This window comes from Pseudomonas sp. PS01298, assembly GCF_029959745.1.
In the GTDB taxonomy this organism is placed as follows: Bacteria; Pseudomonadota; Gammaproteobacteria; order Pseudomonadales; family Pseudomonadaceae; genus Aquipseudomonas; species Aquipseudomonas aylmerensis.
Map to the genome: position 1 here is coordinate 40,193 of NZ_JASCPP010000022.1, position 13,248 is coordinate 53,440.

Consider the following 13,248-nt stretch of genomic DNA (forward strand, 5'->3'; position numbering starts at 1 on the left):
GATTCATCCCTAATTAGCGTTGCTGGCCACAATGACCACACCGTCAGCGCATTCATGCGTCAGCCAGCTGGTCCAACCGAGGTGGCAAACGTTCTGTTCGCCCAGGTGCAATGGCCTTATCGATTCCTTGGCCAGCACCAGGCGCAGGTCATATTCCAGAGGGTCCCGTGCGGTCAGTCGCACCAATGAACACAACAATGGATAGTCCGTGCCCGTGGGTAAAAACCCGTGAAAGCGCTGCCAGTCGAGACCTTGCACGTGCACCCTGAACTTGCCGCTGCGATCGGCAACCCGACTTCCCAGCACTTGGTCCACACCCAGCACACTGTTGGCAGTACCCAGGCGATTTCGCTGTGAATCGGCAATCACCACCGTGCGTTCAACCCATTGCTCGATGTGCACGCGACGGTGCTTGAAGTAGTAGCGCAGCACCGTTTCGATCAAGGCTGCCGAATGCGCGCGCAGGCTGAGCAAGCCCAGGTAGGGCAGCAGCCGCTTGCAGTTCAATGGCACAGCGTTGCGGATCTGCGGCCCCCGCAAGCCGATCAAGGCAAACATCTGCTCGGAAAAAGCATCTCGCGCCCCCGCCTGGAAACACGCCCGATAGCGATATTTGCGCCAGATAGGCAGCATCAGCCGCTGCAGGCGATGGTGAAACAGGTCGAGAAACTCGCGCGTCGTGTTGCCGCCTACGCCATCGGCAAACGCCTGCTCGCCATAAAACGCAGGCAGTGGCGAACCGGCACCGCACAGGCCCAGCACGTTAAGGCGCAGCCGCGCTCGCAACAGGCCGCGCTCAACGAAAAACTCCACCCGGTCAATATCGTGACCGGGAAACCCCAGGCCCGGGTTGGCCTGAAACTCCAACTGGTCATACAGCGCGTCGTCATCCAAGGTCGGATGGGCAACACGCAGACGCTTGATCACCTGCAGAACCGCCTGGAACAGCGAGTACTCACGGATGACGCAGGACAGCGCCGTCAAAGCAGGGATTGCTGGCCCATCCGGGGTGGCCATAGATACACGTCTCCTTGTGTGCTGATGACTCGTAGTTCGTGGAAGGCATTCAGGCTGGCGTAGAGTGCGAAGAACTCATTGAGTACCGACGCGAACACAAACACTTCGCCCTGGCCGAGAAAGCCTTGCGGATCGATCGTCAGGTCGATGCGTAGCCCTCGAAACGGCAGGCCACGCTGCAATCGGTCGACGGCCACATGCCTGACGGAGTGCAATGCGCCCAGCCGTCTCTCGCTGACCTTCTGCGCTTGCCGGTCGTGGTAGCGCGGCAAGTCATAGGTTTCGAGGATGACCCTCAGGGCATTGATGTCGCTCAGTGACAGGTAGTTGAGCGACAGGTTGCTGATAAGCCGCCAGAGAAAGTCCTGGTCCAGGGGCGGTGAGAAACTCGCCGTCGGTGCACTGATATTCCGAAACGACAACCCTTGTGGTGTCTGCTCGCATGGCTGGTTGATCATCCCGATCTGAAGCAACCTGGGCAGGTTGTGGTTGGTACAGGTCAACTCGATAGACAGCGTTTCCTGATCGTGCTCCGGCGCCCTGTCGAACCCCAGCCAGGTATCGAGCCCGGCGTGCTGTGCGGATGGGCGTTGGCGGATGCTGTAGCTGGGTGACGCCTTGGATGCCTCGGTCGCGCCGTCATGCTCGAAGGACTCGAACGGTACGTAGGTCCGATACCCCTGCCCGCCGGGCTGCCAACCGGTGATGCTGTCCACGGAAAACACACAGGCGTGTTCGCGCGAATATTCCCCCGGAATCAGCAGGTACTCGTCCTGTTTGCCGTCCAGGCGGATGGGCACCGCGTCATGCTTGAACAGGTTGACGATTGGCGTGCAGTACAGCTTCACATTCTCCAACGTGGGGTGCCGGGGCCCATGGCACGGATTGCGCAGCTCGAAACGCATCACCACCCCACGCACCTGTCTGAGCTGCTCTGGCGACAAGCTGCGCAGCGCATTCAGCCCACCGACGTCGACAAACAGGTATTTGTCAGGAAAGGCGAAGTACTCCTGCAAATGGCGATACCCGCGGAAGGTATTCATCGGGTAGGGAATCAACGCGTGCTCCTCGTTGAATCCCACCGGGCTCACCTGGTCGGCACCGAGCCGCAGCGCGAGCGCCTGGCCATCAACGCCGCAGACCGGCAAGCCATCGTGGCCGAAGGGCAACACCTCGATACCTTCGAGATGGCGCAACAGGTCCAGGTACAACCCTTGGCCGAGATAGCGATCGCCGGCCAGGTGCAGGCGCAATTGATCGAAGGTCCACTCACTGAAATTGCCTTCGGCACTCATCTCCAGGCGCAGGCTTAACCGGCCCTGCTGGCCCTGTAGGCTGTAGTCCACAGCGCTCAGTTGCAGCGGCAGGACCTGTGTGGCGTAACAGGTACGGAAGCGACAGCGCTCGCCGTTGATGGCCGCACTTTCCACCGGTGTATCCCGCGCAACACTCACACCCGGCCCCGCATGCTTCAACGGATCAAACTGCAGGATGCTGAAAGCAGGCATCGGCCGCATGTAGTTGGGCCACAACAAGTGCATGAGGGAATGGGTCAGCTCCGGCAACTCGTCGTCCAGTTTCTGCCGCAGGCGCCCCGTGAGAAACGCAAAGCCCTCCAGCAACCGCTCGACATCCGGATCCTGGCCGGGCTCGGCAAGAAACGGTGCGAGCGCCGGATTGCGTTCGGAGAAACGTCGCCCCAGTTGACGCAGCGCACTGAGCTCGCTCTGGTAATAGCGATTAAAGGACATCCGGCAAGACCTCGACCTGCCCGGCATCACGCAGCCGCGCGGTAAAAACCACCGGTTGCTTGCCCCCAGGGCCCGTCATCACCGCCTCAATGACAAATGCGAGTGCCAACGGGTCGTGATCCCGTGGCAGCGCGATGACCCGCACCTCCTTTAACCGCGGCTCATAAGCACGGATAAACCGCTCGATCAGCAGGCGCGACTGGCTCAATGACTCATGCAAGCTCTGGTTCATATCATTGAGGTCGGGCAACCCATAGTCCGCCAGTGTCAGAACGCTGCCCGCGCGGATGCTGAGCATTTTCCCCAGGTGGGCTGCTACAGACGTCACGCCGCAAACGGGCGCAGTTTCCGGGCGATCAAGGCGTTCGAACAGGCTTCGGTTGTGGGTCATCCCCTGCCCCCTGCTCATGCTTTATCGAGCTTGCCAACAAGCGACAGGGTGAAATCCGCCCCCATGTACTTGAAGTGCGGTCGCACGCTGAGGTTCACGCGATACCAGCCAGGCTCACCGTCGACGTCACTGACAACGATGCGTGCCGCCCGCAATGGACGTCGTCCACGCACTTCGGCACTGGGGTTTTCCTGGTCGGCGACGTACTGGCGAATCCACTTGTTGAGCTCCAGTTCCAGGTCGGTGCGCTCCTTCCACGAACCCAGTTGCTCACGCTGCAAGACCTTCAGGTAATGGGCCAGGCGGTTGACCACCATCATGTAGGGCAGTTGGGTACCCAGGCGATAATTCAGTTCGGCGTCCTTGCCCTCGGCGCTGATACCGAACTGCTTGGGTTTCTGCACCGAGCTGGCGGAGAAGAACGCGGCGTTGTCGCTGCCCTTGCGCATCGTCAGGGCAATGAAGCCCTCTTGCGCCAGCTCGTATTCACGCCGGTCAGACACCAATACTTCGGTGGGAATCTTGGTTTCGATTTCACCCATGCTGTGGAAGTGATGCAACGGCAAGTCTTCCACGGCCCCTCCGCTTTGCGGCCCGATGATATTCGGGCACCAGCGAAAGCGCGCGAAGCTGTCGGTCAACCGGGTGGCGAAGGCATAGGCCGTATTGCCCCACAGATAGTGCTCGTGGCTGTTCACCACATTTTCCTGGTACCCGAAGGTCTTGACCGGGCATTCAAGGGGATCGTAAGGCGTACGCAGCAGAAAGCGCGGCACCGTCAACCCGATGTAGCGCGAGTCTTCGCTCTGGCGAAAACTTTGCCATTTGGCAAACTGCGGACCTTCGAAATGGTCTTTGAGATCCTTGAGGTCGGGCAGGCCGGTGAAGCTTTCCAGGCCAAAAAAGCCCGGCCCGGCGGCAGCGATAAAAGGCGCGTGGGCCATGCAGGCCACACTGGAAGCGTATTGCATCAGCTTCACGTCGGGCGCACTGGGGGAAAGAAAGTAGTTGGCGATCACCGCGCCCACCGGTTGACCACCAAACTGGCCGTATTCAGCGCTGTAGATATGCTTGTACAACCCCGACTGGGTGACTTCCGGTGAGTCTTCGAAATCATCCAGCAGGTCCTGCCGCGAGACGTTCAGCAGTTCGATCTTGATGTTTTCACGGAAGTCGGTGCGCTCGACCAGTAACTGCAAGCCACGCCAGGCGGCTTCCAGCGCCTGAAAATCCGGGTGGTGCAGGATCTCGTCCATTTGCTGGCTGAGCTTCGTGTCGATCTCGGCGATCATGCGGTCGACCAAACGTTTCTTGACCGGCTCGCCGCTGTTCTGCGGCTTGATCAGTTCTTCGATAAACGCCGAGACGCCCCGCTTGGCAATCCCGTACGCTTCGTCGTCGGCGCCGAGCAAAGTCTGGGCAATGATGTTGTCGAGGATGCTGTATTCATCCACGGCGTGTGCAGGCGTCGCGTTCTGTTGGGTGGTCATGCTGTCAGTGTCCTTTTAACTGAGAATGTCAGGCGGTAGGGCTGTTCAGCCCTAGCTCTGCCAATACCCTTGCGCGGGAAACGTCATCGGCCAGGGCCTGCTCGATGGCTTTGCGAAAGCTGGGTGTATTGCCCAGCGGTCCCTTGAGCGCCATGAGTGCCTCACGCAACGCCATCAACTTGTGCAGCTGGGGAATCTGCTCCACCAGGTTCGCAGGGTTGAAATCCTTCATGGTGTTGATACGCACCTGGATGGCCAACTCGGCGGCGTCGTCGCCTTCCTGAAGCCGGTTGGGAACATTCAGCGTCAGGCTCAGTGCCTGCTTGGCCAGCACCTCGTCGAGCGTGTTCTTGTCGAGTGCGACGGGCTTGCGGTCTTCAAGCTTGCGCAGGTCTTCACGCTGGGTGAAATCACCGAGGACCAGCAGCTTGAGCGGCAGCTCAACCTCTTCCTGCGCCCCACCGATAGCTGGCTTGAAGGTAATATTGATACGTTCCTTGGGTGCTACCGAACCGTCTTTGGCCATGGTGCTGCTCCGTTTTCAAGTGGCTCGAAAGCCTATTCAAGTACCGCTTCAAGATCGAAGAGGCACAGCCTGCGATGGGTGTCTTCCTTGCGCTCGCGCACGGCGTGGTTTTGTGGCATCAGGTCGCAGCAGCGGTGCAGCAGCTGGGCCACCTGCAGTGCCAACTGCGGCTCCCAGCGCTCAAGCGCCGACCGTTGCAACTCGTGATCGAGGTATTCGAGCTGGATCTTTGCCAGCTCATGCTTGCCCGCGTGTACACACACGCGAGCCTGTGCGAGACGCCAATGAAACCGGGCACGATCACTGTGGGCGCCGTGCATGCCCTGCTTGAACACAGGTATGACACTCTTGAGCCCGTCCTTGCGCAGCCTGGGCACCGCCTCCTGCAAGGCCTTCTCCCAAGGTTCGGCATCGACATCGGCCGCGACTGCCGGTGACTCAGGCCTGCGCAGGTGACGGGTTACCTGCAGTGCGATCCAATCGCGGGTTGCCGTGTCGGCGAACGGTGTGCCGTCGTGAAAGCGATACTCGGGCAGGTTGGGCAAGCGTTGCAGCAACAAGGCAAAAGACACTTCCAGCTCGGTCATGGCCTGATCCGCCTGCAGCGCCTCCAGGCATTGCCAGAGCCTATGCAGCCCGTCGAACCAGAACATGGCACCGGCGAGGCTGGCCTCAAGTTCGAGCATCAGGTCGGCGTGATGCCCTTGGGCAAAACGCTCCTGGAATCGTGTGAGTTTGTCGGGGGCCAGTCCGCGCAATGAGGTGACGTGCTGGTTGTCGGCGTCCGGATAACTGACCAGCGCCAGCCATGCCAAGGTTCGATTCAGGCGTAATGCCCGCAGGTCGGTGGCGCTCTGTCGCAACCACCAGGCACACAAGGGACGAGCTTGCTCCTGCAAGGTGCGCAACACTCTGTGCGCTTGTTTTTCGTTCTCCACCACCGCTTCGGGCTTCAGCAGTTGAGTGGTGGCCTGCTTGACCTGCGCAATCGCACCGCTCAACCCGGCAGGCGGCGGCTCATCGTGTGCAACGCGTTCCAATCGCTGCGTCAGTTGTCGGCGAATCGGCAGCAACAGCGGCGCGTCATCTCCCAGGTGTTCGGTCCACAGTTCATCGAGCCGCACCAATTGTTCGAGTACGCAGTGAAACAACGGCTGCTGGCTCTGTACCGATACACTCTGCGCAAACAACGGCTCAAGCCGTAATACCAACCAACGCAGCGCCGCGCTCCGGGTGCGCAGCTTTGCGGGATACAGCGCCGCCCAGTGCTGCTCGCAGAGATAACGCAACAACCCGAGGCCGGCCAGCAACCCGGGGAAGGAGTCACGCTGATGCAATGCCCAGGTCAACCAGACGCCTACGCGCAGATCCTTGGACTGGCGACACAACAGCGACTCACTGATTTCGAGGACCTTGTGCCAATCGGGCTGGCCGCTGCCGTGCAGCGATTGCGCCTTCTCCAACTCGGTCTCGAGCGCGTCATACTCATTCGAAAAGCGCATGTCGCTGCCAGCAAAACTTGTTTGCGAGCACGGCATTTTTGCGACTTCAAGATAATGATCACACAACTTGTCCGAATAAGACATTGAGCACCGCGCACAACTACCAAAGACAGAAAAGGCCAACTAAGCACATTAAATTCGTGCATCAGAATGCCACTTGACCTTCGCTCGATTCGCAACGAAGTTCGCAAACCTTAGCCACGCATTGAACATCCAGCAAGCGAGGGAAGTGCACTTAAGGAATTTCCTACAACCCTTGTAAATTGAGGCATGCGCAGCAGATTGCACAGGTAAACAAGCATCCAAGCCGGAACTTCCGCCCCTACCCAAATGCAGCTTATACAAAGCCTATGAGCAACTAATTGCGCACTTCTGCGCAACACACCTCACTTAAAACCGCTTTAAAAAACCCCTACTGACTCAATAGTTCGATCAAGAACCTGCCAGACCATTACTTTCATTGGCCCTCGCACTTTCCGGCACGCTTCTTGTTAAGGGTATGTCTCCGACCGGCGCACTTGCCCGTTGGAACTACCTCATCAATCAGGCAAGGAAACCGTCATGCCAACACCCGCGTATCTTTCCATCACCGGCGTCAAGCAAGGTTTGATAACGGCAGGTACATTCACCCAGGACTCGGTAGGCAATATTTATCAGGAAGGCCACGAGGACCAGATTCTGGTGCAGGCCTTTTCCCATCAGGTGATCATTCCCCGTGATCCGCAGTCCGGCCAGCCAACGGGCCAGAGGGTCCACAAGCCCCTGATGATCAGCAAGGTGTTCGATAAGTCCTCGCCACTGCTGTTCAGCGCGTTGACCAGCGGCGAGGAGGTCAAGTGCCGGCTGGAATGGCTGCGCACGTCCTCGGCCGGCACCCAGGAGCATTACTTCACCATCGAACTTGAAGGCGCGACGATCGTCGATATCCAGTCACGCATGCCCAATTGCCAGGACCCGGACAATGCCCACTTCACTCATCTTGAGGAGGTGTACTTCACCTATCGCAAGATCGTCTGGACGCACGAAGTCTCTGGCACGTCCGGGTCGGATGACTGGCGCAGCCCGGTAGCGGGCTGAGGCAACTCGTGCCGCAATGGCAGCCAGGGACGGCGCCGTTGCGGCCAGGTGGCTAGACCATGGCCAACGGGTGCTTGCGCTTGGGGGCGCCGAACACGCGGTCGATGGCGTCAAGGTCATGCTCGTCCAGCACCAGCTTGGCCGCAGCGGCGTTGAGCCGTACGTGCTCAGGGGTGACCGCCTTGGGGATGGCGATCACGCCGTCCTGGCGCAACACCCAGGCCAGGGCGACCTGGGCGGGTGAGACCTGATGACGGCGCGCAATCTGCTTGAGGGTCGTGCTGGACAACAACGCTCCGCCTTGGGCAATCGGACAGTACGCCATCAACGGCAAGTGATGTTGTTGCCACCACGGCAGCAGGTCGAATTCGATACCACGCTCTTCGATGTTGTAGAGCACCTGGTTGGTCGCGCAGGCCGGGGATGCAAGTTCCTGCAGGTCGGCCACGTCGAAATTGGAGACACCCCAGCGGCCGATCTTGCCCGCCTCGCGCAAACGTTCGAAGGCCTCGACGGTTTCTTCAAGCGGGTACTGGCCACGCCAGTGCAACAGATACAGATCGATATAGTCGGTACCCAGGCGCGCGAGACTGGCTTCGCACGCACGCGGGATACCCTTCTGGCTGGCATTGTGCGGGTAGACCTTGCTCACCAGGAACACCTGGTCACGCCGGCCGCGGATGGCCTCGCCGACCACCGTTTCGGCGCCGCCCTCGCCGTACATTTCGGCGGTATCGATCAGGGTCAGGCCCTCGTCGATACCCAGTTGCAACGCCGCGACTTCAGCGCGGTGCTGGTCTGGATCCTCGCCCATGCGCCAGGTGCCCTGGCCGACGACAGGGACGGGAACGCCCGCCAGATCAATGGTACGCATGACAATCTCCTGATGAGTGTGCGGATTAACAGTGTGGCATTGGCCGGACAAAAGGGTTCAATCGAAGTATGGTTGCGCTCTGCCAAGTCGCCAGGAAGGACCTGCAATGCTGTTTGTCGTGATGCTCGGGGGCAAGCACCCCAGGGCGAAAATTGAAGTGCATGATGTGGTGTTCGCTGCGGCGGATACGCTGGAAGCTACCTACCCGCAACTGCGCGACGGCTGGTTCGGCAGCCCCAAGGGCGTGCATATCGATTCGTGGATGGCAGTGGATGGCGTCGACGGCTGGAAGGTCGAACTCAGCCACCTGGCCCCCGAGGCGGGAGCGCATCACCTGTATTTCATCAACCTCGGCGGTTATGAAGCCAACAGCTTCGGCGAGGCCCATCATTACCTGCTGGTAGTCGCGCGCAACAAACAGGACGCCACCCGCCAGGGCAAGCAGCAGATGCTGCGCCATTGGTCCCAGGCCCACACCGACGGCGTGCTGGATATCGACGACTGCCTGCCCATCGACCTCGTGGACGGCCGCTACCTGCACCTGGTGCAGGGCCCGCACCGGCCGATCATCCAGCGCAACGACTATATCGTCCTGCCCTGAATCCGGCGCCCTACCCGAACGGGGTATGGCGCCCTGCCCGCTACCTGCCTGACAGTGCCATCAGTCCCTTCGCCTGATAACAGCACAACACAAGGTGGGTCCCCATGCATAAAGCCTTTATCGCCGTGTTCAGCGCCGTATTGCTGGCCTTGCCGGCCCTGAGCCAGGCCGCAGACGCCCCGGATAACACCCTGCGTATCTACAACTGGGCGGATTATATCGGCGAGACCACCCTGGCCGACTTCGAGAAGGCCACGGGGATCAAGGTGATCTACGACACCTACGATTCCTACGAGACCGTGCAGGGCAAGTTGCTCTCCGGACGTTCCGGTTATGACCTGGCCTTGCTCAACGCCTCGCTGGTGCCGCTGCTGATCCAGGGCAAGGTGTTCCAGCCACTGGACAAAACGCAACTGCCGGACTGGAAAAACCTCGACCCGTTGGTACTCAAGCACCTGGAAGCCCATGACCCGGGTGTCACCTATTCCGCGCCGTATACCTGGGGCAGCAATGGCGTGACCTATAACGTCGACATGATCAAGGCGCGCATGCCGGATGCGCCCATCGGTTCGCTGGCGATGATTTTCGATCCGAAGATCGTGTCGCGATTTGCCGACTGCGGCATCACCTTCATGGATTCGCCCACTGACATGATCCCGCTGGCCCTGACCTATCTGCACCTGGACCCGAACAGTGTCGCGCCCAAAGACCTCAAGGCGGCCCAGGCGGTGTTGATGGCCGTGCGACCGTACATTCGCAAATTCGACTCCAGCGGTTTCATCAACGGTCTGGCCAACGGCGATCTGTGCCTGGCCACCACCTGGTCCGGCGATTACGCCACCTCCCAGGCGCGCGCGACGGAGGCCGGGGCGAAGATCAACCTGGACTACTTCATTCCCCAGGAAGGCTCGCTGATCTGGTTCGATAACTTCTATATCCCGGCGGATGCGCCGCATGTCGCCAATGCCCACAAATTCATCGAATTCCTCCTGCAGCCCGCGACCATGGCCGGCGTGAGCAACACCATCCATTACGCCAACAGCAACCTGGCATCCAAGCCGCTGGTGAATGCCGATATCCGCGACAACCCGGCGATCTACCCCGACGCCGCGACCCTGCAGCGTCTGTTCACGCAAAAAAGCCAGCCACCGGCCGCCGTGCGCCTGATCACCCGTACCTGGAATGCCGTGAAGACCGGCAAGTGAAAACCAGCCATTGAAGGTAAATGCCATGACTCTGCCAAATCCTGCTTTCTTCGCCCAGTTCGACAATGCCAAGCTGGACGCCGCCGACAAAGCTCACTACATGCACGGTTTCCATATGTTCGACGAGCACCGTGAACAGGGCTCGCTGAATATTGCCGCCGGCGACGGGGCCTACATCTACGACACCCAGGGCAATCGCTACCTGGATGCGGTCGGCGGCATGTGGTGTACGAATATCGGCCTGGGCCGCGAGGAAATGGCCGAGGCCATCGCCAATCAGGTGCGTCAGCTGGCTTATTCCAACCCGTTCTGCGACATGGCCAATGTCACCGCCATCGAGCTGTGCGCCAAGCTTGCCAGCCTGGCGCCCGGCGACCTCGACCATGTGTTTCTGACCACCGGCGGTTCAACGGCGGTGGACACCGCCTACCGGCTGGTGCAGTTCTACCAGAACAGCCGTGGCAAGCCGGCCAAGAAACACATCATTTCGCGCTTCAGCGCATACCACGGCAGCACGTTCCTGACCATGTCGATCGGCAACAAGGCCGCCGACCGCGCGCCGGAATTCGATTTCATGAGCGACCTGTTCCACCACATCGCCTGCCCCAATTACTACCGGGCGCCACAGGGGATGAGCGAGGCGGAGTTTCTCGACAGCCTGGTCAACGAGTTCGAAGACAAGATCCTTACCCTGGGCGCGGACAACGTCGCAGCGTTCTTTGCCGAGCCGATCATGGGGTCGGGTGGCGTGATCATTCCACCCAAGGGCTACCACCGGCGCATGTGGGAAATCTGTCAGCGCTACGACTTGCTGTACGTGGCCGATGAGGTGGTGACGTCCTTCGGACGCCTCGGTGCGTTTTTTGCCTCCGAGGACGTGTTTGGCATGCAGCCGGACATCATCACCACCGCCAAGGGCCTGACCTCCGGCTACCTGCCATTGGGCGCGTGCATTTTCTCCGAGCGCATCTGGCAGGTGATCGGCGAGCCGGGCAAGGGCCGTTGCTTTACCCACGGTTTCACCTACAGCGGCCACCCGGTCAGTTGCGTGGCGGCGCTGAAGAATATCGAGATCATCGAGCGCGAAAACCTGCTGGCACATGTGGAAGATGTCGGGGTGTACCTGGAGCAACGCCTGCAAACCCTGGTCGATTTGCCACTGGTGGGCGATATCCGCTGCCAGCGCCTGATGGCCTGCATCGAGTTTGTCGCCGACAAGCGCACCAAGGCGCTGCTGCCGGACGCGGTCAATATCGGCGAAAAAATCCATCTTCGCGCCCAGGCCAAGGGCTTGCTGGTACGCCCCATCGGTCACTTGAATGTGATGTCACCGCCACTGATCATCACCCATGCCCAGGTCGACGAGGTGGTCGAGACCCTGCGCCAATGCATCCTCGACACCGCCGCCGAACTGCGCCAGACGGGCGAGTACCAGGGCCAATGAACCTCAACGCCGAGCCTGTCTCGGCGTTTTTGCCTGGGGGTTGGCCTGCGGTAGACTGGCCAGCATGACGACAGCTCCCGACCCGACCCTGCAGCAACTGGAAGCCTGGCACCGCGCCCTGGCCCAGGCACTGATCCATGTGGACGAGGCGTGCTTCCTCGAACACCTGGCCAGCGCGCTGTGTGTGCTCACGCCCATCGAATCGATGATGATCAGCCTGGAGCGCCAGGGCCTGGCCCCGCATCTGCTCTATCAGCAGGGTATTCCCCGCGCCTATCAGGACGAAATCATCCACCGCTACTTCTCGCGCGGCTACCTGCTGGACCCGTTCTGCCTGGCAGTCGACAAGGGCCTGGCCGAGGGCTTCTATCACTTGGCCCAGATCGCCCCGGACGATTTTTTCAACAGCGAGTACTACAAGACCTACTACCTGCGCAGCGGCGGTGCCCAGGAGAGTTACTACATTGTCGACCTGGGGCCACAGAGCAAGATCTCGCTGTGCATGTTCCAGGGCCTCAGCGCCGGGCAGTTCAGCGACGCGCAACTGGCGTTGCAGCAGGCCACCCAGGCCATGGTCCGCGAATTGCTGCGCCGCTTTGGCACCACCGGGGGCCTGGCCAAGGTGATCCGTGATGAAGGGTTTACCCAGACCCAGGCGCACCAGCAAATCGAGGCGGCGTTCATGGGGTTTGCCAGTGGCGTGCTGACCGTGCGCGAGCGCGAGATCGCGCACTTGATCCTGCGCGGCCACTCGGTGAAATCCACGGCCCAGGTGCTGGGGATCTCGCCGGAAACCGTGCGCATGCACCGCAAGAACCTGTACACCAAGCTCGCGATCAATTCCCAGGCCGAGCTGTTTGCGTTGTTTATCGAATGGTTGACCCGCAGCGGCGCCATGGCCCGCGCGTGAGCCACTGGGCATTTACCGGGAACTTTGCCAGGAAATAACCGCCTGAATCCGGTACGCTCACCGTTTTTACTCAAGGAGTTAATCCCCATGGCCAAAGCCACCGCCCGTCACATCCTCGTTTCCACTGAAGACAAGTGCAACGAACTCAAGGCCCAAATCGAAGGCGGCGCTGATTTCGCAGAAGTTGCCAAAGCCAACTCCAGCTGCCCATCCAGCCGCCAAGGCGGTGACTTGGGTTCGTTCGGTCCAGGCCAGATGGTCAAGGAATTCGACAGCGTCGTGTTCAGCGCCCCGGTCAACACCGTGCAAGGCCCGGTGAAAACCCAGTTTGGCTACCACCTGCTGGAAGTGACCAGCCGCCAGGACTGATCCAGTCTGCGCTGATGCTATAAACAACGGCCCGCCTTTTGGTGGGCCGTTGTGCATGTGGTGACTGGCGACGTTGATGCCGTTAGCGTAC

13 protein-coding genes are annotated in these 13,248 nt (G+C 60.3%); 6 read left to right on the forward strand and 7 right to left on the reverse strand.

Features of this window, described 5'->3' with window-relative positions; translation table 11 throughout:
- Nucleotides 1–9: 9 nt before the first annotated feature.
- The 6 genes from tssG to tssA are packed head-to-tail and all read right to left on the reverse strand — an operon-like array spanning nt 10 to nt 6,761.
- Complete coding sequence (gene tssG, locus QMX97_RS10960; RefSeq protein WP_282396922.1) at nt 10–1,017, reverse strand: type VI secretion system baseplate subunit TssG; 1,008 nt, start codon at nt 1,015–1,017, stop codon at nt 10–12.
- A complete protein-coding gene (gene tssF / locus QMX97_RS10965) occupies nt 981–2,768 on the reverse strand; it encodes a type VI secretion system baseplate subunit TssF (protein WP_282396923.1) in 1,788 nt (595 codons plus the stop codon). Before tssF ends, tssG begins: the two co-directional genes overlap by 37 nt.
- Complete coding sequence (tssE, locus tag QMX97_RS10970; protein WP_282396924.1) at nt 2,758–3,159, reverse strand: type VI secretion system baseplate subunit TssE; 402 nt, start codon at nt 3,157–3,159, stop codon at nt 2,758–2,760. The genes tssF and tssE overlap by 11 nt, the downstream gene beginning before the upstream one ends.
- Nucleotides 3,160–3,173: 14 nt before the next feature.
- The gene (gene tssC / locus QMX97_RS10975; protein WP_065907797.1) at nt 3,174–4,649 is read right to left on the reverse strand and encodes a type VI secretion system contractile sheath large subunit; all 1,476 of its coding nucleotides are present in this window, start codon (nt 4,647–4,649) and stop codon (nt 3,174–3,176) included.
- Between the two features lie 28 nt (nt 4,650–4,677).
- A complete protein-coding gene (gene tssB / locus QMX97_RS10980) occupies nt 4,678–5,175 on the reverse strand; it encodes a type VI secretion system contractile sheath small subunit (RefSeq protein ID WP_065907795.1) in 498 nt (165 codons plus the stop codon).
- A 32-nt stretch (nt 5,176–5,207) separates the two neighbouring features.
- The gene (tssA, locus tag QMX97_RS10985) at nt 5,208–6,761 is read right to left on the reverse strand and encodes a type VI secretion system protein TssA (RefSeq protein ID WP_120448849.1); all 1,554 of its coding nucleotides are present in this window, start codon (nt 6,759–6,761) and stop codon (nt 5,208–5,210) included.
- A gap of 477 nt (nt 6,762–7,238) precedes the next feature.
- Here tssA and QMX97_RS10990 point away from each other — a divergent pair, with 477 nt between their 5' ends.
- Nucleotides 7,239–7,754, forward strand: coding sequence for an Hcp family type VI secretion system effector (locus QMX97_RS10990; RefSeq protein WP_106803590.1), 516 nt, complete (start codon nt 7,239–7,241; stop codon nt 7,752–7,754).
- Between the two features lie 52 nt (nt 7,755–7,806).
- Here the strand turns inward: QMX97_RS10990 and QMX97_RS10995 are convergent, their stop codons facing one another.
- Nucleotides 7,807–8,628, reverse strand: a complete 822-nt coding sequence (locus QMX97_RS10995) for an aldo/keto reductase (RefSeq protein WP_282396925.1) — start codon at nt 8,626–8,628, stop codon at nt 7,807–7,809.
- Nucleotides 8,629–8,734: 106 nt separating this feature from the next.
- On the opposite strand from QMX97_RS10995, the gene QMX97_RS11000 reads away from it, so the two are divergent.
- The 5 genes from QMX97_RS11000 (at nt 8,735) to QMX97_RS11020 (ending at nt 13,157) form a co-directional block, all read left to right on the forward strand.
- Nucleotides 8,735–9,229 carry a DUF1543 domain-containing protein gene (locus tag QMX97_RS11000; RefSeq protein ID WP_065907782.1) on the forward strand — a complete coding sequence of 165 codons (495 nt, stop codon included), beginning with the start codon at nt 8,735–8,737 and terminating at the stop codon, nt 9,227–9,229.
- Nucleotides 9,230–9,333: 104 nt separating this feature from the next.
- Nucleotides 9,334–10,434, forward strand: a complete 1,101-nt coding sequence (locus tag QMX97_RS11005; protein WP_282396926.1) for a polyamine ABC transporter substrate-binding protein — start codon at nt 9,334–9,336, stop codon at nt 10,432–10,434.
- A 25-nt stretch (nt 10,435–10,459) separates the two neighbouring features.
- Complete coding sequence (locus tag QMX97_RS11010) at nt 10,460–11,878, forward strand: aminotransferase (protein ID WP_106803587.1); 1,419 nt, start codon at nt 10,460–10,462, stop codon at nt 11,876–11,878.
- A 64-nt stretch (nt 11,879–11,942) separates the two neighbouring features.
- A complete protein-coding gene (locus QMX97_RS11015; RefSeq protein ID WP_065907777.1) occupies nt 11,943–12,788 on the forward strand; it encodes a helix-turn-helix transcriptional regulator in 846 nt (281 codons plus the stop codon).
- Between the two features lie 87 nt (nt 12,789–12,875).
- The gene (locus QMX97_RS11020; protein WP_065887453.1) at nt 12,876–13,157 is read left to right on the forward strand and encodes a peptidylprolyl isomerase; all 282 of its coding nucleotides are present in this window, start codon (nt 12,876–12,878) and stop codon (nt 13,155–13,157) included.
- The last annotated feature ends 91 nt before the right edge of the window (nt 13,158–13,248 follow it).

Coding starts and splice junctions, on each gene's coding strand:
- tssG (WP_282396922.1), bottom strand. CDS start 1,017: ATGGCCACCCCGGATGGGCCAGCAATCCCTGCTTTGACGGCGCTGTCC.
- tssF (WP_282396923.1), bottom strand. CDS start 2,768: ATGTCCTTTAATCGCTATTACCAGAGCGAGCTCAGTGCGCTGCGTCAA.
- tssE (WP_282396924.1), bottom strand. CDS start 3,159: ATGACCCACAACCGAAGCCTGTTCGAACGCCTTGATCGCCCGGAAACT.
- tssC (WP_065907797.1), bottom strand. CDS start 4,649: ATGACCACCCAACAGAACGCGACGCCTGCACACGCCGTGGATGAATAC.
- tssB (WP_065907795.1), bottom strand. CDS start 5,175: ATGGCCAAAGACGGTTCGGTAGCACCCAAGGAACGTATCAATATTACC.
- tssA (WP_120448849.1), bottom strand. CDS start 6,761: ATGTCTTATTCGGACAAGTTGTGTGATCATTATCTTGAAGTCGCAAAA.
- QMX97_RS10990 (WP_106803590.1), top strand. CDS start 7,239: ATGCCAACACCCGCGTATCTTTCCATCACCGGCGTCAAGCAAGGTTTG.
- QMX97_RS10995 (WP_282396925.1), bottom strand. CDS start 8,628: ATGCGTACCATTGATCTGGCGGGCGTTCCCGTCCCTGTCGTCGGCCAG.
- QMX97_RS11000 (WP_065907782.1), top strand. CDS start 8,735: ATGCTGTTTGTCGTGATGCTCGGGGGCAAGCACCCCAGGGCGAAAATT.
- QMX97_RS11005 (WP_282396926.1), top strand. CDS start 9,334: ATGCATAAAGCCTTTATCGCCGTGTTCAGCGCCGTATTGCTGGCCTTG.
- QMX97_RS11010 (WP_106803587.1), top strand. CDS start 10,460: ATGACTCTGCCAAATCCTGCTTTCTTCGCCCAGTTCGACAATGCCAAG.
- QMX97_RS11015 (WP_065907777.1), top strand. CDS start 11,943: ATGACGACAGCTCCCGACCCGACCCTGCAGCAACTGGAAGCCTGGCAC.
- QMX97_RS11020 (WP_065887453.1), top strand. CDS start 12,876: ATGGCCAAAGCCACCGCCCGTCACATCCTCGTTTCCACTGAAGACAAG.